21 protein-coding genes are annotated in these 21401 nt (G+C 41.0%); 14 read left to right on the plus strand and 7 right to left on the minus strand.

Annotation, left to right across the window (positions count from 1 at the left end; all coding sequences use genetic code 11):
• Nucleotides 1–4 precede the first annotated feature (4 nt).
• A complete protein-coding gene (gene dnaN, locus MKI79_RS08075; protein WP_241571991.1) occupies nucleotides 5–1150 on the minus strand; it encodes a DNA polymerase III subunit beta in 1146 nt (381 codons plus the stop codon).
• Between the two features lie 222 nt (nucleotides 1151–1372).
• Nucleotides 1373–2743, minus strand: a complete 1371-nt coding sequence (gene dnaA, locus MKI79_RS08080; RefSeq protein WP_241571856.1) for a chromosomal replication initiator protein DnaA — start codon at nucleotides 2741–2743, stop codon at nucleotides 1373–1375.
• A gap of 879 nt (nucleotides 2744–3622) precedes the next feature.
• Between dnaA and rpmH the strand changes: the two genes are divergently transcribed.
• From rpmH to MKI79_RS08115, 7 genes are all read left to right on the plus strand, one after another.
• Nucleotides 3623–3757, plus strand: coding sequence for a 50S ribosomal protein L34 (gene rpmH, locus MKI79_RS08085; RefSeq protein WP_000831329.1), 135 nt, complete (start codon nucleotides 3623–3625; stop codon nucleotides 3755–3757).
• 97 nt (nucleotides 3758–3854) lie between these two features.
• Nucleotides 3855–4286, plus strand: a complete 432-nt coding sequence (gene rnpA / locus MKI79_RS08090; protein WP_241571859.1) for a ribonuclease P protein component — start codon at nucleotides 3855–3857, stop codon at nucleotides 4284–4286.
• An 11-nt stretch (nucleotides 4287–4297) separates the two neighbouring features.
• On the plus strand, nucleotides 4298–4618 hold the full coding sequence (yidD, locus tag MKI79_RS08095; RefSeq protein ID WP_241571862.1) for a membrane protein insertion efficiency factor YidD: 321 nt from the start codon (nucleotides 4298–4300) through the stop codon (nucleotides 4616–4618).
• A 5-nt stretch (nucleotides 4619–4623) separates the two neighbouring features.
• Complete coding sequence (gene yidC, locus MKI79_RS08100; RefSeq protein ID WP_241571864.1) at nucleotides 4624–6348, plus strand: membrane protein insertase YidC; 1725 nt, start codon at nucleotides 4624–4626, stop codon at nucleotides 6346–6348.
• Between the two features lie 122 nt (nucleotides 6349–6470).
• A complete protein-coding gene (gene mnmE / locus MKI79_RS08105) occupies nucleotides 6471–7850 on the plus strand; it encodes a tRNA uridine-5-carboxymethylaminomethyl(34) synthesis GTPase MnmE (RefSeq protein ID WP_241571866.1) in 1380 nt (459 codons plus the stop codon).
• A gap of 170 nt (nucleotides 7851–8020) precedes the next feature.
• Complete coding sequence (locus MKI79_RS08110) at nucleotides 8021–8869, plus strand: SDR family NAD(P)-dependent oxidoreductase (RefSeq protein ID WP_241571869.1); 849 nt, start codon at nucleotides 8021–8023, stop codon at nucleotides 8867–8869.
• A 209-nt stretch (nucleotides 8870–9078) separates the two neighbouring features.
• Nucleotides 9079–9696 (plus strand): hypothetical protein, encoded by a 618-nt coding sequence (locus MKI79_RS08115; RefSeq protein WP_241571873.1) that lies wholly within the window; start codon nucleotides 9079–9081, stop codon nucleotides 9694–9696.
• 3 nt (nucleotides 9697–9699) lie between these two features.
• On the opposite strand, the gene MKI79_RS08120 is transcribed toward MKI79_RS08115, so the two are convergent.
• A complete protein-coding gene (locus MKI79_RS08120; protein ID WP_241571875.1) occupies nucleotides 9700–10491 on the minus strand; it encodes a putative porin in 792 nt (263 codons plus the stop codon).
• Between the two features lie 408 nt (nucleotides 10492–10899).
• On the opposite strand from MKI79_RS08120, the gene prfB reads away from it, so the two are divergent.
• The 6 genes from prfB to MKI79_RS08150 all read left to right on the plus strand — a co-directional run bounded on the left by prfB (nucleotide 10900) and on the right by MKI79_RS08150 (nucleotide 16439).
• Nucleotides 10900–11995 (plus strand): peptide chain release factor 2 gene (gene prfB, locus MKI79_RS08125; RefSeq protein ID WP_241571879.1). Its coding sequence is split into 2 segments (ribosomal slippage): nucleotides 10900–10971 and nucleotides 10973–11995, totalling 1095 coding nucleotides; the frame shifts between segments, so codons are not numbered across the junction.
• 156 nt (nucleotides 11996–12151) lie between these two features.
• Nucleotides 12152–12454 carry an ArsR/SmtB family transcription factor gene (locus MKI79_RS08130; protein ID WP_241571881.1) on the plus strand — a complete coding sequence of 101 codons (303 nt, stop codon included), beginning with the start codon at nucleotides 12152–12154 and terminating at the stop codon, nucleotides 12452–12454.
• Between the two features lie 19 nt (nucleotides 12455–12473).
• Complete coding sequence (locus MKI79_RS08135) at nucleotides 12474–13538, plus strand: alkene reductase (protein WP_241571884.1); 1065 nt, start codon at nucleotides 12474–12476, stop codon at nucleotides 13536–13538.
• Between the two features lie 159 nt (nucleotides 13539–13697).
• Nucleotides 13698–14306: a hypothetical protein gene (locus MKI79_RS08140; RefSeq protein WP_241571887.1), complete on the plus strand. Its 609-nt coding sequence runs from the start codon at nucleotides 13698–13700 to the stop codon at nucleotides 14304–14306.
• Nucleotides 14307–14397: 91 nt separating this feature from the next.
• Nucleotides 14398–15738, plus strand: coding sequence for a 3-deoxy-D-manno-octulosonic acid transferase (locus tag MKI79_RS08145; protein ID WP_241571889.1), 1341 nt, complete (start codon nucleotides 14398–14400; stop codon nucleotides 15736–15738).
• A complete protein-coding gene (locus MKI79_RS08150) occupies nucleotides 15735–16439 on the plus strand; it encodes a 16S rRNA (uracil(1498)-N(3))-methyltransferase (RefSeq protein ID WP_241571891.1) in 705 nt (234 codons plus the stop codon). Before MKI79_RS08145 ends, MKI79_RS08150 begins: the two co-directional genes overlap by 4 nt.
• Here MKI79_RS08150 and MKI79_RS08155 read toward each other — a convergent pair.
• Nucleotides 16425–17393, minus strand: a complete 969-nt coding sequence (locus tag MKI79_RS08155) for a mechanosensitive ion channel family protein (RefSeq protein WP_407651600.1) — start codon at nucleotides 17391–17393, stop codon at nucleotides 16425–16427. The two genes, MKI79_RS08150 and MKI79_RS08155, sit on opposite strands and share 15 nt — an antisense overlap.
• A 292-nt stretch (nucleotides 17394–17685) precedes the next feature.
• On the opposite strand from MKI79_RS08155, the gene MKI79_RS08160 reads away from it, so the two are divergent.
• The gene (locus tag MKI79_RS08160) at nucleotides 17686–18393 is read left to right on the plus strand and encodes an SIMPL domain-containing protein (RefSeq protein WP_241571896.1); all 708 of its coding nucleotides are present in this window, start codon (nucleotides 17686–17688) and stop codon (nucleotides 18391–18393) included.
• Between the two features lie 83 nt (nucleotides 18394–18476).
• Here the strand turns inward: MKI79_RS08160 and MKI79_RS08165 are convergent, their stop codons facing one another.
• From MKI79_RS08165 to MKI79_RS08175, 3 genes are all read right to left on the minus strand, one after another.
• Nucleotides 18477–18827 carry a hypothetical protein gene (locus MKI79_RS08165; protein WP_241571898.1) on the minus strand — a complete coding sequence of 117 codons (351 nt, stop codon included), beginning with the start codon at nucleotides 18825–18827 and terminating at the stop codon, nucleotides 18477–18479.
• 427 nt (nucleotides 18828–19254) lie between these two features.
• Nucleotides 19255–20802, minus strand: coding sequence for a DUF4139 domain-containing protein (locus MKI79_RS08170; protein ID WP_241571900.1), 1548 nt, complete (start codon nucleotides 20800–20802; stop codon nucleotides 19255–19257).
• A 100-nt stretch (nucleotides 20803–20902) separates the two neighbouring features.
• A complete protein-coding gene (locus MKI79_RS08175; protein WP_241571904.1) occupies nucleotides 20903–21256 on the minus strand; it encodes a DMT family protein in 354 nt (117 codons plus the stop codon).
• Between the last annotated feature and the right edge of the window lie 145 nt (nucleotides 21257–21401).

Genomic DNA, 21401 nt, shown 5'->3' on the forward strand with positions numbered 1-21401 from the left:
GCGATTAGACTCGCATTGGCATCACAACATAAGTTTGTGCAGGTTGATTTGGATCTTGGATTAATACTGATTGATTCGATTCTGACATTTGCATTTGTACATCATCGCCATCTAATACATTCACCACATCAAGCAAATATTGCGCATTAAAAGACATTTCTAAAGTATCACCTTGATACTGCATGGCAAAATCTTCAACCGCTTCATCTTGCTCTGGGTTATTGGCTTTAAGTTGTAATACATCTGCATTAAAAGTCAGGAACACACCACGCAATTTTTCATTACTTAAAATTGCCACACGTTGCAATGTTTGCTTAAAGGCATCATGCGCCAAGGTTGCAATTTTGTCGCCACCTTTTGGAATCACTCGGCGATAATCAGGGAATTTTCCATCGATTAACTTGGTAGTGAAACGTACTACGATTGCTGATTCATTGTCTTTGCTTGGCTGTTCAATCGTCACATTGAGCAATTCACGACCAATCAAAATCGTTAATGGTAAATCTTCCACCGTTAACAGACGTTGTAATTCGCCCACCGCTTTACGAGGTACAATCGCTTGTTGCACTTCATTTGTATTCGATGTTGCAGTCGCTTCAGACAATGCCAAACGGTGCCCATCTGTCGTCACTGCACGTAACTGATTTTGTTCGATTTCTAGCAGAGTACCTGTCAAATAAAAACGTACATCTTGCACCGCCATGGCAAAAGATGTTTTTTCAAACAAATGCTTTAACGCCACTTGCGACACTTGTACTTCAGTGCCTTGTGTCGATTCATTGTTGAGTAATGGATAATCTTCTGCAGGCAAAGTGCCGAGCACAAAACGGCTCTGACCAGACACCAATACACAACGCTGATCATCGGTCACTTGCAAATCAAGCAAAGCTGAATTCGGTAAAGATTTGCAGATATCCATCAGCTTACGTGCAGGTACTGTACTTTCACCCGCTTGGATACATGCACCAGCTTCTAGCGCAGTACTTGCCACCAGCTCCACTTCAAGATCTGACCCTGTGATTGTTAATTCTGATTCGTTCACTTGGATTTTGATATTGGACAAAATATTCATGGTATGACGACGCTCAACAGCCCCCATCACATGGGTAAGTACATTTAATAATGTTTCTTTCGCTATCTTTAAGTGCAGGCTAGTCATGAGTCAAAATCCAAATTTTCAGCAATGTTTAATCAATATCGAACGTTTAATAATGTTTGATGCGACTTGATAGAATTGAATGCTCAATCTAAGCATATTCAAGGACAATTGACAATTGATAATTTATTGCATTTTAAATGTTGAAATACAATAAATTACCACTTTTCATGAAGATAATTATTTGAATTTTAAATATAAATTAAAGTTACTAAGTTAACTTTGTAGTAAGCGATGTAGATTTTTATAGTCATCATTAAAGCTTGGGTCTTCATTGCGCAGACTTTGTACTTTTTCGCAAGCATGCATCACCGTACTATGGTCACGTCCACCAAATGCCATGCCAATTTCAGGATAACTATCACCTGTGAGTTCACGTGCTAAACCCATCGCCATCTGACGAGGTCGTGCATAAATTCGAGTCCGCTTTGGACCTGTCAATTCTTTGAGTGGAATACGGAAATATTCACAGACCACTTTTTGAATATTTTCAACACTGATATTCCGTGCACGAATCGCAAGCACATCTTTGAGCGACTCACGTACCACTTCCAAATCAATCGCTGAACCACGAAAACGCGCCGTTGCAACCACACGGTTTAACGCACCTTCAAGCTCACGTACATTCGCTACCACTTGCTGCGCAATAAACAAAGCACAATTGCGTGGTAGGTCAATCTCGCTACTTTCTGCTTTTTTCAGCAAAATTTCGGTACGTGTTTCAATATCTGGTGGTTCTACACCGACTGATAACCCCCAAGAAAACCGTGAAACCAAACGTGGATCAAGCTCAGTTAACTCTTTAGGATAGCGATCTGAGGTCAGAATAATCTGTTTAGATTCATCAAGTAAGGCGTTAAATGTATAAAAAAACTCTTGTAAACTCGCTTCTTTGCCTGCCAAAAGATGAATATCATCGACGAGCATCAAATCCAACGAACGACAATTTTTCTTAAATTCTTCAATTTTTTTTCGTTGTAAGGCACTGACAAAATCCTGTACAAAACTTTCCGCAGTCATGTACATCACTTTTGCATTCGGTTTTAGTTGCAATAACGCATTACCAACTGCTTGCATCAAATGCGTTTTACCTAAGCCAGTCGGTCCATATAAGAATAATGGATTGTGATCATCCGCACCCAACTTAGTGAGGACTTTACGACAAGCATCTGCCGCCATTTGGTTGGAACGACCTTCAACAAATAAATTAAAGTTCAATGCAGGATTAAGCTGACGCACTTTTGTTGGTTTTGCAGTGTCATTTGATGTTGCTTTTGGAATAACTGGCGGACTTTGTAATGCAGAAGTTGTGGTCGCAGGTGTTTCTTGCTTGGTTAAAATATCTTTACCAGGACTAGATCCCACCAACACTTCGACTTGACGCACACGCCCTTCAGAGATTTGCTCAGCCATGATCGAAATGATTTCATGATAATCCTTTTCGATATGACTCTTCCAATATGGGCTTGGCACATACAGCTTTAAGCAATCTGAGTGTTCTTCTGCCTCAAGTGGTCTAATCCACATGGTGAAGTGGTTATCAGACACATGCTTTCTTAAGCGTTCTAAACATTCTGCCCAAAGCATTCATGTCTCCCAATCCCTAACTATCTTTTTAAATTCAAAAAACGATCAATGCCCGACTTGTATTTAGCGGGGTCGCCATTCTAACCAAGTTCAATCACGCTGTCATAAGTCAATCGGTGCGAATGCATAAATTATCCACAATTAGATAAATTTAAATTCATAATTCTCAATGTGGATAACTATTTCCTCAACCTGTGGATAAAATAACACGAAAACTTATCCACAATTTACTATTTTTAGATAAACATAGTTATACACAACTCATCTCATTGAATAACATAGATATAAAGTCATATTCCACAGGAAAAACGCTACTTAATAATAACAAATTTAAATTTTAAATTTATAAATTTAAATTTAGATCTGCATTGTATTGTGAACAACTGCACCATAGAAGCTGATGATGGCTTATGTATAGAAGTTTTAAAAACGAAAATAAATTCATAAGAATTTGATTTATAGGATTTAAATAGAACACAATGCGTACTTAAACTTCTATCGTATAGAACTCAGGATACATTGAAAAACTTTGAAAATAGCAGATCTAAGGTTTAATCTTTTGAATTTAAAATACATTAAAAGCTTTGTATTAAATTTTTGCTGTTGTCGTTCATTAGGCTTCTTAGATCAATAACAGTGTGCATTTCAGTAATGACGCATTGTAAAAAAGAGTACAATAATAGCGATAAAATTTGATTGGTGTTTTGAATTTAAAAATCAATGCTTAGGCTGTATAGTCTATTTTTTGAATTTAAATTCAAAAAACACATCGGTTTGTGGAAAACTTATCCCAAATCTGTATTTTTTGCATTGACAGTTGTGGCTGAGATGCATAAAATTGCGCACCTTTAATATAGAACATTGATTTGGAGTTTCGACATGAAACGTACATTCCAACCAAGTGAATTGAAACGTAAACGTGTTCACGGTTTCCGCGCTCGTATGGCTACTAAAGCTGGTCGTCAAGTGCTTGCTCGTCGTCGTGCAAAAGGTCGTCACAGCTTAACAGTATAATCTTTGCATTATACTGTTTCTGCTGACTAAAGCTTTGCTTGATGAGTTGCTAAAGCTCGATCAAAGCTATAGCGATTTGAATAAATTGTGAAGTCGTATGACACGTTATCCTTTTGGAGCAAATCAGCGATTATTGTGCGCTAAAGATTTTTCAGGCGTATTTGATCACACTTTATTTAAAGTTCACCAGCCTAGCTTTTTGATCCTTGCAACAGCAAAGCCATCTACTGCTTCGGCACGTATTGGCTTGGTGGTTGCAAAAAAGAAAGTTCGACGTGCGCACGAGAGAAATCGTGTTAAGCGTATTAGCCGTGAAAGCTTTCGTTTACATCAACGAGATTTGACGGGCTTAGATATTGTGGTCTTACCCAAAGTGGGTATAGAGCACATACCTAATGCAGATTTGCATCAACAATTACAATTGGCATGGCAGAAGTTATCTAAACAATTTGCCAAACATCGGCGCCAAAATTCTCCACTTCCTGCTTCGACTCCATCTGTCTCGACTCCATCTGTTTCGAATCAGTAGAGTATTAGCCAATGCAAAAATTTCTTCATTGGTGTATCCGATTTTATCAAATTGCGATTAGTCCATTACTCGGACCGCGTTGTCGTTATATTCCAACATGCTCTCAGTATGCGATTGAAGCAATCCAACTTCATGGTGCAACAAAAGGTGTGTATTATAGCGCCAAACGTATTTGTCGATGTCATCCGTGGGGCGGTTATGGCTATGATCCTGTACCGAAAAAGCCTTTCCGATGTATTTCGTTGCAACTTTCTGATTCTCAAATCTCTTACGTTTATGTACCCTTGCGTGAACGTCAAAAAAATTCAACTGCTTTTAATCATTTAGGGTAAACATTATGCAACAATGGGCTCGATTTGCGATTCTCGGTGCCATGTTTGTGACGGCTTATTTGCTCATCTTGGCATGGCAAAAGGATTATGGTGGTGCGCAGGCTGAAACAGCACAACAAGCTGTCTCAGTACAAAGTGCAAATACATCATCATCTGATATTCCATCTGGACAAGCGCAAGCGACAACAACGGCTGCGGATATTCCGCAAGCCGTCACTGCACAAGCAAATACACCAGTAGCGACGACTGCTAATTCACAACAGTTAGTCACTGTTACGACAGATATGTACAATGTCTGGATTGATCCAAAAGGTGGTGATATTGTGCGTTTAGAGCTGTTGTCGCATGACAAGAGCAAAGACAGCGATCAACCTTTTGTGATGTTGCATAGTGATAAAAATATCTTCGTTGCACAGTCTGGTTTGATTGGAGTAAATGGTCCTGATAGCCGTAGTCGTCCGATGTATGAAGTGAACAAAACCAGTTATACCATCGACGAAGCTCAAACGACCACGAGCAAAGATGATAAAGCACAAAAAGTCCTTGAAGTCCCGATGGTGTATAAAACCGCTGATGGCGTGGAAATTTTTAAAATTTTCAAATTTACTTCAGGTGAATATCCAATTCAGGTGACACATCGTATCGTCAACCGTAGCGCAGGCAACTGGCAAGGTCAGATGTTTGGCCAGCTGAAACGTGATGATGCACCAGATCCGGGTAAATCTGATCAAGGTATTTTCACTTTAGGTACTTTCTTGGGTGGTGCTTGGGGTACGCCTGAAGAGCATTACAACAAGCTGAAATTTGACAATTTCAATGAAGAAAAATTGAATCTACAAGCCAAAGAAGCTTGGGTTGCAATTGTTCAACATTATTTTGTTTCGGCTTGGGTACCAGATAAGAGCTATACAGCGCAGCTCGAATCACGTAATAGTGATAATGTTCATATTATTGGTTTCCGTTCGCCATTGGTGAATGTCCCTGCGGGCAAACAATACGACATCAGTGCAACTTTGTATTCTGGTCCAAAAATCCAATCTGAACTCAAAGAATTGGCAACTGGTCTAAACCAAACTGTAGATTATGGTTGGTTGTGGCCGATTGCAAAACTATTGTTCTGGGGCTTGGAATTCTTCCATAACATCGTGGGCAACTGGGGTTGGGCAATTGTCTTATTGACCATTTTAGTCAAATTGATTTTGTGGCCACTTTCTGCAAAAAGCTATCGTTCAATGGCGAAGATGCGTGTCATCGCTCCTGAAATGCAACGCATGAAAGAAGAGTTTGGCGATGATCGTATGCGCTTCTCACAAGAGATGATGGCGCTGTATAAACGTGAACAGGTCAATCCGTTGTCAGGCTGTTTACCGCTGTTGATGCAAATGCCGATTTTCCTTGCCTTGTATTGGGTATTGATGGAAAGTGTGGAACTGCGTCATGCGCCGTGGATGTTGTGGATTCAAGATTTATCGGCGATGGATCCGTGGTTTATTTTGCCACTGATCATGGGTGCAACCATGTATTTCCAACAGATGTTGAACCCACAGCCGACTGATCCAATGCAAGCGAAAGTCTTCCGTTTGATGCCGATTATTTTCACTGTATTCTTGCTGTTCTTCCCTGCAGGTTTGGTGTTGTACTGGATCGTCAACAACTTGATTACTATTGCGCAGCAATGGTTTATCAATAAGAGTGCTGAAAAACAAGGTTTAAGCACAGCGGCGAAATAAGCTGTTTTTAAAACCGCATAAACCGTCTAGGATTTCTAGGCGGTTTTTTAATGCTGGCTATCAATGCCAATTCATGAAAAAATCATTTAACTTATTTTGTTGTAAATCAAGCGAAACTCACCATGAGCCAATCCAACACGCCAATCCAAGTCACTCAACCCACGATTGCAGCCATTGCAACACCGTCGGGGCGTGGTGGTGTCGGTGTGATTCGGCTCTCTGGTGCAAAAGCATTTCAAATCGCTGAAGCGCTCACGCAGAAAAAATTGCCTGAACTGCGTATGGCAGGATTTCGGCAGTTTTTTGATGAGTCAGGGGAAGTGCTCGATGAAGGTTTGATTTTACGCTTTGCCAATCCGTCTTCATTCACAGGGGAAGATGTGGTTGAGATTCAAGGGCATGGCGGTGTAGTCATTCTCAACACCTTGTTAGCTCGTGTTTTGGCACTTGGTGCGACGGTGGCTAAAGCAGGCGAATTCTCCATGCGTGCTTTTGAAAATGGCAAAATGGATTTAGTCCAAGCCGAAGCCATTGCCGATTTGATTGATGCCACCTCACAAGCTGCTGCTCGATCTGCGGTGCGCTCTTTGCAAGGTGCATTTTCATTACGAGTCAATGAAGTCTTAGAAAAACTCATTCATCTTCGATTACACGTTGAAGCAGCGATTGATTTTCCTGAAGAAGAAATTGATTTTCTCGCAGATGGAAGAATTTTAGCGTTGCTTGAAGAAGTGCAATCATCGGTAAAACAAGTGCAACTTTCTGCCAAGCAAGGGCAATTGCTTCGTGAAGGTTTGCAAGTGGTGATCGCAGGTAAACCGAATGCAGGAAAATCAAGTCTACTCAATGCCTTAGCAGGCAATGATCGGGCGATTGTCACTGATATTGCAGGGACGACACGTGATGTATTACATGAAAAAATTAGCTTAAATGGTTTACCGATTACCCTGACTGATACCGCAGGATTGCGTGATACAGGCGATGTGGTGGAGCAAGAGGGCATTCGTCGTGCCTATAAAGAGATTGCGCAGGCTGATTTACGTTTGTTTGTCTATGACATGAGTGCAGAACAGCAACCGATTGCATTAGCACAGCAATTCTTTGCGGAATATATGAATCCGAAGCATCTCATCCTGATCGCCAATAAAAGTGATTTAAGCAATGCGACACCGCAAGTGGACAGTTTGGACGGCTACAAACGGGTGATTTTATCGGCGAAGCAACAGCTTGGTATTGATGACTTGATCGAAGTGATTACGCAATATGCAGGCTTTCAACCTGAGGAAGATAGCTTTATCGCACGAACCCGACACTTAGATGCGATGCAACGCACGCAGATCTATCTCGCAGAAGCTCGAGAACAGCTTGTAGAGTATCGTGCGGGTGAGTTGGTGGCTGAGTCGCTAAGACTTGCACAAAACGCTTTAGGCGAGATTACAGGTGAATTTAGCGCTGATGATTTGCTAGGGAAAATCTTTGGCTCGTTCTGTATTGGGAAATGATTTTTACTCGAAAAAGGCTCATTTAAGCCCTAATGATTTTAAAGTGATCTTTAAATCAAATCCCTAAGAGTCATCTTTGGGATTTTTTGATTGAAAAGCATAAAAATGGTCACTGTACATCATGGTAATGTTTTGTATATTGAAATAAACCTATTTTAGGAAAAAACAGGATGTTTAAGAAAAAACAATCAGCAATCAGATGGATCATTGGTGGTAGTAGCGGCATCGGCTTGGAATTGGCGAAACGCTATCTTAAAGCAGGCGATCAAGTCTGCATCTTTGCCCATGCCGATGTCGAAAATGCAGTAAAAGATTTATCCAAATATGCCAAAGATCCTAAAAAAACAGATCAATTTATTCGAGGTTACACACTTGATGTGCTCAATATTTCACAGATCGAAAGTGCGTTCGCACAAGCCAACCAAGATATGTCATTACCAATGACCGTGATCAACTGTGCAGGAATTGTTTATGCTGTACCGTTTGAAGAACAAACCGCTGAGCAGTTCGAGCGTCAAATTAATATTAATTTGATCGGTAGTCGGCATATTGCTGCCAGTGCTTTAAGTTATCTCAAACAAGCACGTGGGCAATCGAAGCATAATCCAAAATTGGTTTTAGTTGCCTCGATGGCGGGCATACTGGGTTGTTATGGCTATGCAGGCTATTGCGCATCGAAGTTTGGTACGATTGGATTGGCGGATGTATTACGCTTAGAGCTGAAATCGCAAAATATCGATGTGGCAGTGGTCTGTCCGCCAGAGATCGAAACACCAATGGTTTTTGAAGAAAGAAAAATCGGCTCAAAGATTACCTCAGAGCTCAAGCAAATGGGTGGTTCGCTCAAAGTTGAACCTGCATGTAAAGAGATCATGGCAGGGATTGAACGAGATACATTTTTTATCATCCCAGGCAAACAAGCACGGGTGTTACATCGTCTCATTGGCATGTTCCCAGTCGTGGCAAGACAACAAATTGATCGTCAATTGGCACAGATTCTCAGCAAATCTCAGAGTTGAATTGACACTTGACACGATATTTTAAAAATAATTTTTAGGATGTGTATTTCAAAAGGTCGGTTTCATCCGATCTTTTGTTGTCTCTGCCATTTGATTTTTTAAAAAAATCGATAAAAACTTGATGTAATGAAGCATGTATTTTTTTCAGCATGTAAAAAAGATCGTTTCAGTTGGGAAATTAAAAGAAATCAAAGCGTAGGATACGAAAAATGAAACTATGGGAAGCCGATCAAGCACGTAAACACAGTGCCAATGTCAGCGCATTTAGCGAAGATGTAAATCAAAAATATGGTTTAAATATCCAATCGTTTTCAGCGCTTTATGATTGGGGCTTTGAAAAAGATGAAGATTATTGGAATGCCGTTTGGGACTTTTCAGGCATCATCGGTGAAAAAGGCGATCGGATAAAAGTTGCTGATCCGCAAATTTTCAAATGTCATTTTTTCACTGATGGCAAACTCAATTTTGCTGAAAATTTTTTAAAGCGTCGAGATGATGCCACTCGGGTTTTTGGGGAGATGAAGACGATCAAAAATATCAAAACCCATATTCGCAGTAATATCACACCACGTCATGTTCCTGCGGTCATTTGCCAAGTGTCAGAAATTCCAAAAACCAAGAGTGGCAAAGTGATTGAGCTTGAGGTACGTGATGTGGTGGATGGTAGAGCAATTAAAAATAGTGAGGCGATAGCCAATCCACACGTATTGGAAGAATTTAAAAATCGACCTGAATTGGTTCTAAAATCCGCTATCTTTAGAGAATTTATAAGATGTAAAAAAACCGCTCATCAGAGCGGTTTTTTTGTGATTAATACAATCAGCTAAGGCTTAGAAACGGTGTTTCGCAGCGATACCAAAGGTATTGTAGTCATTGTCACTATCACCAGTATCGCCAAAGCCTACACGACCTTCAAGACTAGTTTGTTGTGAAATAAACTTACGTGCATTGATACCGAATTCACTATTATCAGTTAGATCATTGCTGTAATAATCTGCTCCTAGACTAAAGGTGTTGTCGATGAAGTAATCAGCAGCAAGGTTAAATTCTTCCAAGTCACCGAAAGATGCACCTGCTTCAAGATTTACAGCGTTATCGCCAAGTTGAGTGACATATTTCGCACGAAGTGTAGGGTCTACACCATCATTATCATAGTCATCTTCATAACCTTTCACACCTGCAGCGATCAACAAGTTTGGTACTGGTAAGTAACCGACTTCAACGCCATAAGTTGTTAAATCGTTGTCAAGATCGACATCATCATACTCATAGGTATTTTGAGCGATGTTACCACCAACATAGAAGTCTGAGTTTGGTACAAAGTATTCTACGCCAGCGCCATAACGGTTGTGCTCAGATTCACCTTGATCTTGGAAAGTTGCGCCAGCAGACACATTACTTGCACGGTTTACAAAAGCTGCTTCTGCAAGCGGTGCATTTTTGTCTTGAACTGGATTGAAGTAGTACGTACCACCCAAATCAAATTGGCTACCAGAGTCGCCATTGTCAGGGTCAAGATAGCCAGCGCCTGCACCAACTTCAAATTGATATGCATTGGCATTGATCATCGCAAGAGAAGTAGATGCTGCAAGAATGGCAGTAGCAAGAGTTAACTTATTCATAATATCCTCCAAATTTTGGAATTCACATTTTTTGTTACATTTTCTAGTTTAAGAGTTATTTTTATCTCGTCAAATCTACTTGGTTAAGTCGTGTAAGGTAAGTAGTAACTTCTGTAACAATGTTGAAATATTAAATTATAACTAATTGAAAATATTGATATAATAATAATGTAAAGATTCATCAATGAATTGTTATGCTATGTATACCATGCTTTTTTTGATGAAATATTCATCAATAGTTTCAATTTTTATGGACAAACTTTGATACGTTTTTTGAAATATTTGCATTTTTAATGAAATTTTCTAAATGTGAATTTCCTATTTTAATACACGATCTCGCATGATGAGCTTGGATAAGTAATGTGCTAAAATATGTGCTAATTTTTTTGTGTTGTGACAGTTTAAGTTATGGAAATTAATCCTTTTGTACTTCGATTAAAAGATTTGACCGATCGTGGTGATATGTTACGGGGGTATCTTTGACTACGATCTGAAGAAAGAACGCTTAGAAGAAGTGTTGCGTGAATTAGAAGATCCTGCGATTTGGAATGATCAAGCGCGTGCGCAAGCGATCGCCAAAGAAAAAGGCGCATTGGAAAATAGTGTCGGTGTCTTAGATCAGCTCGCTGAGCAGTTGGTCGATGCGCAGGCGATGCTTGATTTGGCAGTAGAAGCAGAAGATGAAAGCCTGCTCGAAGATGTCACTGCAGAACTTGATACCGCAGAACAAGCCTTAGAAAAATTAGAATTCCAACGCATGTTTAGCAATCCGATGGATCCGAATCCGTGTTTCGTTGAGATTCAATCAGGTTCTGGTGGTACAGAGGCGCAGGATTGGGCATCGATGCTACTACGGATGTATATGCGTTGGATTGAGCGTCATGGCTTCAAAGCCGATTTGATGGAAGTTTCTGACGGTGATGTGGCAGGGATTAAGTCTGCAACGATCCGTGTCGATGGTGAGTTTGCCTATGGCTGGTTGCGTACTGAGTCTGGTGTGCATCGTCTGGTGCGTAAGTCACCTTTTGATAGTAATAATAACCGTCATACTTCATTCTCTGCGGTATTTGTTTCGCCTGAGATTGATGACAATATCGAGATCGATATTAATCCAGCCGATGTGCGGACTGATACCTATCGTGCCTCGGGTGCAGGTGGTCAGCACATTAACAAAACCGATTCTGCAGTGCGTCTGACTCATGCGCCAACAGGTATTGTGGTGGCGTGTCAAAACCAGCGTTCACAACATGCCAACCGTGATGCAGCGTGGAAACAGCTTCGTGCGAAACTCTATGAATTAGAGATGAAAAAGCGGAATGAAGCAGCGCAAGCGCTCGAAGATACAAAGTCAGACATCGGTTGGGGTAGTCAGATTCGCTCTTATGTGTTGGATGATTCACGCATCAAAGATTTGCGCACCAATATTGAAACTTCAAATACCAAAGCGGTATTAGATGGTGATTTGGATAAATTTATTGAAGCGAGTTTGAAGCAAGGGTTGTAATAAATCCGTGTAAAATCCATTTTACAAATTAAATATTAAATAAATTCAGTATCTTGAATTTATATCGTAAAAAATAGATTTAAATATCGAAAAATTACGATATAGTGTATTCAGGTGCTGAATTAATTGATTCATTTCGATCATTGATAGAGATTTATGGATACTGAGGCAATATTCAAGGCGTTGGCAAACCCAGTACGTCGACAGATTTTACAGTGGTTACGTGCACCTGAGCAGTATCTCCCTGTAGAATTACACGACTATATTGTGCCAGGCAGTATGTGCGCAGGGCATATCGAACGACTCGGCGGTGTGTCGCAATCTACCATGTCCAATCATCTCTCGGTGTTGCAACAAGCAGGTCTGATCACTATGCAAAAACGTGGACAATGGTCATACTTCACCCGCAATGAAGACTTAATTCAGCAATTTATCGCATACTTAAAAGACGCATTGTAAGTCGTCATGTGAGGTCAAAATGGCTGAGTTAAATACACCATTACAAGTTGGTGATGTAGAGATTTCAAATCGTTTGGTGCTTTCACCAATGACACGTACACGTTCTGGAGAGATTCGTGTCCCGAATGATCTGAACATCGAATATTATCGCCAACGTGCCAATGCCGGTTTGATGCTTACCGAAGCGATTGTGATCAGTCCATCGGCAGTCGGCTATGAACACACCCCTGGCTTATATAATGCAGAACAAGTCGCAGGCTGGAAAAAAGTCGTCGATGCAGTACATGAGCAAGGTTCAAAAATTTTTGCTCAGCTATGGCATGTGGGACGTATTTCTCATTCAGACTTATTAAATGATGAAACACCTGTATCTGCAAGTGCAGTGCAAGCTGATGGTCATGTCAGTTTACTTCGTCCGAAACGTCCATATGAAACGCCACGTCCATTGTCGATCGATGAAATCAAAAGCATTGTACAAGACTATAAAAATGCCGCTGCACTTGCCAAACAAGCAGGCTTCGATGGCGTAGAACTACATGCTGCCAACGGTTATTTGATTGATCAATTCTTACAAAGCTCAACCAATCTGCGTGATGATGAATATGGCGGTGCGATCGAAAATCGTGCGCGTTTATTGTTAGAAGTGGTTGATGCCTTTATTGAGGTATGGGGTGCAGGTCGAGTCGGCGTACATCTTGCACCACGTATGGATGCGCACGACATGGGTGATGCCAACCCAAGTGAAACTTTTGGTTATGCCGTAGAACAACTGAGCCAACGTGGCATTGCTTTTATCTTTGCTCGTGAATACCAAGCTGAAGATAGCTTGAGTCCAGAGCTTCGTGCTAAGTTTAAAGGTGTTTGGATCGCCAATGAAAAGCTCACCGCTGAATCTGCAAAACAAATCCTTGCTGAGGACAAAGCTGATGCAGTGGCATTTGGTTTAGCCTATATCGCTAATCCTGATCTTTACCAGCGTTTACTTGAGAATGCACCGTTGAATCAAGTTAATCCAGAAACCTTGTACGGACGTACTGCTGAAGGTTATACCGACTATCCTGCACTGCAAAAAGCAGACGCTTAATTGTTACTTATGATTTTTATCTAAAAAGCTCATCATTAAGGCAATCTTGGTGGTGAGTTTTTATTGCACATTTACTAAATGTTTCACGTGAAACGTCGATATATGGCTATACTGTATCATGTCATCAAGTATAGAATAATAAAAAGGGAGCGGTGAAAAATGGAAAAAGCCATCAGTTTGCTTGCCACTTGTACTTTACTCAGTGCCTGTACCATAACACACGATCTGCTGTATCTAGGTTTAGGCTTTAACAGCTATGAAAATACTCCTGTGATTTTGACTCACTATGCGATGGAAATGCCATTGGCAGAAACGCCACCGATGCTCATTGCAGGTGCAGCAGATCAATCCATGTCGGAGCGTAATGGCGGTGGTGCAGGAAATAGTGTGCTGACACCGCCAAAAGACGTCGGTCGAGATGGGCAGTGGCAAGTGTCTGCGCAATGGGTCGAACTGATGACCAACCGTGCCTATCGTGCCACGCTGAATGTGCCGATTAAGGACATCAATATTGAACATGGCGGTTATGTCTTTACCCCGATTTTTGGTCCAAATGGCTTGATGATGATTGGCTCGGATAAAGTTGGTTTGGATGAAAGCTATCGTCGTAATATCGCTGCGGTGTGTGGCGAGCGTGTGCCGTCAGCCGATGCAGAGTGGAAAGACAAGCAAAACATTTTACCAGGCATAGCGGTCATTCTACCGAAAAATCCAAAACCTGCGGCTTATTCAGACTGTCGGATTCCTGCGCTGATAAAGAACAAATAAAAAGGAACAAATAAAACTGTTCAGATGAAAAAGCCCTGAAATTCACGCATAATGCGCAAGACCTTTTAGAATTATCAAAGCCATTTAGCCGATGACTGAACAGACTCAATTCCCACCATTTTGGTATAACTTGCTTTTAAGTTGTATCAAGCCACTGTATCGCTCACGGGTAAAAAAACGCTCGGGGCATTTGGCGGATTATCAGGATGAAGTGCGAGAGCGTTTTGGCGAATTTCAAATAGCGAAGAATCAAAAGGTGATTTGGTTTCATGCGGTATCGGTCGGTGAAACCAATGCGGCACAGCCGTTGATTGCACATTATCTCAAGCTCGGTCAGGCAGTGCTGGTCACCAATACCACACGCACAGGGCAGGTTCGTGCCAAGTCATTATTTTTAGGACAATATCCTGAGTTATTCCAAGCGGTATTTTTGCCAGTGGATCAACGTGATTTGATTGAACAATTTATCTCACAATATCAGCCACGGATTTTATTGTTGATGGAAACTGAGCTGTGGCCAAATCTCTTGGCGTGCGTACATCAACGACAGATTCCACAGCTGTTATTAAATGCACGCTTATCGGAAAAATCAGCCAAAGGCTATGCCAAGTTTAAGCGCTTAACCGCACCGATGTTGCAACAATTGGATTTTATTGCGGCGCAAGATCAAGCGAGCAAACAACGCTTTGTCGATTTGGGAAAATCGAGCGAACAAGTAGAAGTATTGGGTAATGTGAAATTTGACATGACTATGCCTGATCAGTTTCTTCAGCAAGCGGAACAATTCAAACAAGACTGGTCATTAGAAGATCGGCAAATCATCGTGCTTGCCAGTACCCATGCGCCCGAAGAAGCGCAAATACTCAACGGATTAAAACCGCATTTACAGCAGAATCCGCAACTTTTATGTATTGTGGTGCCACGTCATCCTGAGCGTTTTCAAGAAGTCTTTGATGCGATTAAAAGCCTTGATCTGAGCGTGCAACGTCGTAGTTTACATCAAACTATTGACGCATCGACCCAAGTCTATTTGGCAGATTCGATGGGGGAGATGTGGTTGTGGTTTGCATTGGCGCAGGTCGCCTATGTTGGTGGTTCGCTGAACGAACCGGGTGGCGGACACAATATTCTTGAGCCGATCGCAACTGATGTGGCAACAGTTTTGGGTAAAAATTATTTTAATTTCCAAACGATCGTTGATGAATTTGTTAGTCATGATGCGGTGCTTGTCGCATCAGATGCCAAACACGCTGTAGCTCAAATGATGGAGTTAATCAATGATCCGTCACGCCGTCAGCAACAGGTTGGTCGGGCACAGCAGATTTTACATGCCAATCAAGGCGCAGTGGAGCGACATATTGCCTTGATTGATCGCTACCTAAAAGTAGAAAATCGCAAAGCTGAAAGCAAAAAGTCTGAGTCTGCATTATGAATTTAGTGTTGCTGCCTGAACAAACGGATTCAACGATTTGGCAGATTAACGATGCACGACAAGTTAGTCATTTAAAGCAACATTTAGATGTCAAAATCGGCGATCAGATCAAAGTTGGTGTGCTCAATCAAGCACGGTATCTTGCTGAAGTCGTTGAAATTCAATCTAATCAAATGATTGTGACACCAGTCGAACAACAAGCCATTCCTAATAAATTACCTGTGACTTTGATTTTGGCATTGCCTCGCCCGAAAGTATTAAGGCGCTTGATCATGGATAGTGTGACTTTGGGTGTAGAGAAAATCGTCTTGCTACATAGCTATCGTGTTGATAAAAGCTATTGGCAAACGCCTTTTCTTGAGCAGTTAGATCATTATATTCAGCTTGGACTCGAACAAGCAGGGGATGTGATTGCACCATCAATTCTTCTTGAAAAACGCTTTAAACCCTTTGTTGAAGATCGTTTATCTGTGTGGAATCACAGTCAAACAACCTTTGTAGCACATCCTTATACAACAGATGTGATGCCGATCAACTTCAATCAACAGTGTCAACTGATGATCGGTCCAGAGGGTGGTTTTATTCCCTATGAGATTGATTTGCTCAAAGAAAACGGTTGCCACATTCATCATGTTGGCAACCGTATTTTGCGTACTGAAACCGCAGTGTCGAATATTCTCGGGCGATTATTCTGCGCTTGATGTTGGCGCCGCGATCGCTTGTGGTGTCGACATTTTCATCTCTTGGATTGGATATGGAATATTGACACCTTCACGGTTAAATGCTTGTTTCACTTCAGATTGAATCTCGCTACCCGAAGCGAGAATATTGGTTTCTTTCAGGTCAATCCACCAACGCACGGTAAGGTTGACCGAGAAGTCTGCCAATGCCGTTACGATCACTGTATGCGCAGGATTACCAAGTACATTGGCGTTATTTTCCAAGATACGATTGATGATCGCTTTTGCCTTATCAATATCATCATCATAGCCAATACCCACCACAAATTCACAGCGACGACGATTATACGCAGTGTTGACCGTGATCGGACTGGTATAAACCGTGGCATTTGGAATCACCAAACGACGACCATCATATGAGCGTAAGAAGGTCGCACGAATCTGAATGTCTTCAACTGTACCTTCCAAACCTTCGACGATGATATCATCACCAATACGGAACGGTTCGCCAAGTAAGATCAAAATCCCTGACAATAAGTTTTGGAAAATATCTTTAAATGCAAAACCGATGGCGACGGAGCCAATACCGAGTGCACCGATCAACTGACCCGGTGAAAAACCAGGAATGATGATCACCAATGCAACCAAAAAGCCGAGAGAAATAATCACCACACTACCGACACGGTTCAATACCATGACAAGATTTTGACGCGTATTAGCGCGTTTTAATAATGCTTTACGAATAAAATATTTGAATAGACGTGTAAGCAATAAGAAAATACAGAAAACAACAAGCCCGATAATGATATACGGCACACGCTCCCAAAAAGCAGCGATAAATTTATTCACGATGGCATAGCTGTCACTGTATTTTTGTGATTCTTCAATGACTTTAGCCGTGGTTTTTTGTCCTGCTTCAAGCAAAACATGACCAGCCTGTTTGGCTGTTTCTGAAGCTGTAGATTCGTTACTCACAACACTTTCCAAAAAATAAAAAACAGTGTGCCTGAAGCAGCAACGTCTTTCAGTTTATAAAATGTGAATTTTAGAAACATATTATGAAGTGGTAGTTTATGCTCGCTAAGCATGTTTTTAAAAATTGTTCCACGTGAAACCTCAACGATGATCGCCTTAAAATGATTTACACAAAGCGCATGATCTATTCATGATTGAGGATCGGCTTAACAAAATCAAACTGGTGAAGCACAGCAACGCAGGGCATTATTTTAAACGGTATAAAAATGACAGAATTCTTTGGAGAAATAACATGTTGAAATCAGAATTTGCAAAAACCTTTGCCATGCTTGCTACAGGGTTAAGTTGTGTACTGATGGCGCAAAATACACTTGCTGATGCGCCTGAGCATCGCATTATCAATCTTCAGGCAGAAGCTACGCGTGAAGTGGCGAATGATGAAATGCAAGCTACGCTCTATACAGAGCTGAATGAAAAAGATGCAGCCACGCTTGCCAATAAGATCAATAGCATCGTCAATCAAGCAATGAATACAGCGAAAAGCTATCCAAAAGTTGAGATCAAAACAGGTGGTCAAAATACCTATCCTGTATACAACGACAAACAACAATTGGTGAACTGGCGTGGTCGTGCGGAAGTGATCTTGAATAGCCAAGACTTTAAGCAAACCAGTGAATTGATTGCAAAATTGCAAGAAAGCATGCAACTCGGCAATATCAATTTTGAAGTGTCTGCGGAACAGCGCAACAAAGTCGAAAGTGAGCTATATATCGAAGCGTCAAAAGCATTCCAACAACGTGCCAAGCTTTTACTTGCACCGTGGGGCGCATCGAATTATGAGTTGGTGAATCTACAACTCAATGCCAATGCAAACCGTCCAATGCCGATCTATGCGGCACGTGACGCATCATTCAAAGCTGATAGCATTGAAAGTCAAAATATTGAAGCAGGGAATAGTGAAATTACCGTGATTGCCAATGGTAGTATTCAGTTGAAATAAGCGATTTGATCGCTGAAAAATACTCGCAAAAGCGAGTATTTTTTTACATTGAATTTCTGCGGTGGCTTTGTTGATCCAAAGGTTTATTGATCTAATACATCAAGTATGACTTGTGTGACATCTTGGCATAGATCACGATCATTAAAGATTTCATAAGCAGTGATGGTGACATCAGTATTCGATGGTAGGAGTTTTTGTTCTTCTTCGATCAAATGTTCGATTGGTAAAATAGTCTGTTTAATCGCAAACAGATCAATGTCTTCGAAAGGAATCTCTTCATCATCAAGAATCAGTGCATCTTGTGTCAAATACGGACGAATAATCGTCGGAATGATGGACTGAATATCAGTGATGTCAAATACGCAAATGTCACGCTCTTCATCGTTCTTTCCTAAGTTTTCTTTGGCTTCAATGATGAGATGATAGTAGGGCATTAGACGATCCTCAGTAAAAATTCACATCGGGTTGATTTCATTTTACTATGCGCAAAAATTCGCCATCACGCAAGCTTTTTACATGCTTATTTACATGCTGACGAAGCATTGATACTAAACACTGATAGCAAACGCTAAAATCCCTTGATTGAAAACCTACTTAAAAGCGTAATGCTGATCAGTTAAGTGAAATTTCAGGATTACTGATTGATAAATCTCCCCCTTGCGAAACAATGTTTCTCATCTTTGAAAAAGAGGGGAATACCATTGAATTCAACACTGTATTGAATGTCGGAATACCCCCTCCTTTGAAAAAGGAGGGTTGGCGAGGATTAAAAATGCTTAACTGACTGGCATTATACTTAAAAGCGGAGCTTTAAATCAGCATTCAGCAATGGAGATTAAAAAAGGCAGATAACAAGACACATTAAAAGCCTGATGCGTAACCTTCTTTTGGATATTTAAACTGATATTTCAAATCCAATTGCCACGTTTGATTTGCACCAAGTGGCTGTTGCCATTGGTAGATATTCTTTTGCCCTTGCCATTCTGTTGCTGTCGGTGCGTGGCTAAACTGATGCTCAACTTTAAGCGCATCATTTTGGCTCTGCGGTACACTTTCAAAGACGATTAAATCAATCGCTTGCGTATGGCGGTTTTGGATTTGATATTGTTTTGATAAGATTTCTACAGTTTGTTTGCTAAATGCGCCTGTTTGGTCTTGATCACGTTGATCATTTAAGACTTTGACCAAGACTTGCTCATCTTCACCAAAGTTAAAGTGCATTTGCTCTGCACTTGGGTTTTGCCACTGACGTTGACCGATATAGTCGCCATCACGATAGAGTTTGATTTCACCACTTGGCCAGTCACCTGTAACACGTGGAATCTCGGCACTCAAATAGGCACGTTGCTGTTGCTGTGGAATCACCCATGTACTGAGTTTTGCTACATAAGATTGTTGATCAAGTGGTAGTGAAATTTGTTGCTTACTGCTTGGCACAGAGGCACGTGTCGAGGTGGTAAATTGGGTGCTATAGGTTTGTTGCACTTGCTCAAACTGAGGAAAACGAGGTTCTTCTACACGCTTGGCACCCATCGCATCAGCAGTCGATCTTGCTTGTAATGCAACAACTTCCATCGCAACAGGCGCAGGTTCGTAAGTTGGTTCATTACGAGGTTCGTAATAGTTTACCCACCACGGATTGGGTTGGATTTGTTCAATCCGACCTTGTGGTGTATTGGTAGAAAGTGTCAATTTTACATTGTCCCAATCTTCACCTGTTTTTTGTGCAATCATCGCCATACGAGTGAGCGTGACTTGTTTCGTTGCACTATTTAGCTCAACTTTGTAGCTTGGTCGCCACGTCGCATAAGGCACTTGATAAGCAATTTGAATCACGCCTGAAGACGGTGCATTGACATGAAGCTGTAGCCTGCGCTGATTAAAACGATGATCGCCAATCTGGTTTAAATCTTGATTAAGCTCTTGTAGGCGTTGTTCAAGTTCTTTCTTCTCTTGGTTTGCTGTGGAAATGGTGAGGTAAGCATCATAAGCCTGTTGGCGTACCGTCAACGCATTGCCTTGTTTGATATTGCCTAAAAAGGTGTTTTGTAATTCGGCGGCTTGGATTTTGGCATTCAGTTTGGCGATGTCGCTTTCCAGTTGTTTGATTTCATTTTTAAGCGCAGAAGATTCACGTCCCGCAGGTTTATCCAATGCACTATCGACACTGGTCACTGCGCCAATATCGACATTTTGTCCTTGTACTTTGATCGCAGATACATCGAAGTTGGCAGGCAATCCTTCCAGTTCAATCAAACGCTCACCTGCACGGACAGGAATGTTACGCTCGACCAAAGCACCATTAGGATAAACCGTCACATGTTGAATCGGTGCATCTTTCAATGCCAAAGCCCAACTTTGCTGTGCAATAGCACCGATGATGCAGATGCTTAAAACTGAATATTTCATGGTCATGCCGTCCTCAAATTTATTATGCGAATGCCAATGTTGTTAAAATGATTAAATCAAAAGGAGTTAAAATGATTAAATCAAAAAAAATATAACAACTCTACGCATTTTGACTGCGAAATACAAAATACACACACGCCAATAAGCACAATCCTGCCCAAAGATAATCCATTTTAAAGGGTTGTTTAAACAGGTAAATCATAAAGGGCACAAACACGATCAAAGTCATGACCTCTTGGCTGATTTTCATCTGACCAAGTGACCAACCCTGTGCATCGAGCCAACGTGTTGCAGGAATCATAAAGCTATATTCAAGCAGTGCAATCGCCCAGCCAAATAGGACTGCTTGCCAAATGGGTGCATCGTGTAAAAATTTGAGATGACCGTACCATGCCAACGTCATAAAACAATTGGAAATGACTAAAAATACAAAAGCCCAAGCCGTGATTGACATGTAAAACTACTCTGGAATTTTTTCATAGTGTATGTTGAAATATCACATCATGACTATAAAAAAGTCGTCAAATCCTTCTCATTTTTATCCAGTAAACACAGACATTGATCTGACAATAAAAAGCACTATCTTTTCCCGATGAGCC

The sequence above is a fragment of the Acinetobacter sedimenti genome (assembly GCF_022601685.1).
In the GTDB taxonomy this organism is placed as follows: Bacteria; Pseudomonadota; Gammaproteobacteria; order Pseudomonadales; family Moraxellaceae; genus Acinetobacter; species Acinetobacter sedimenti.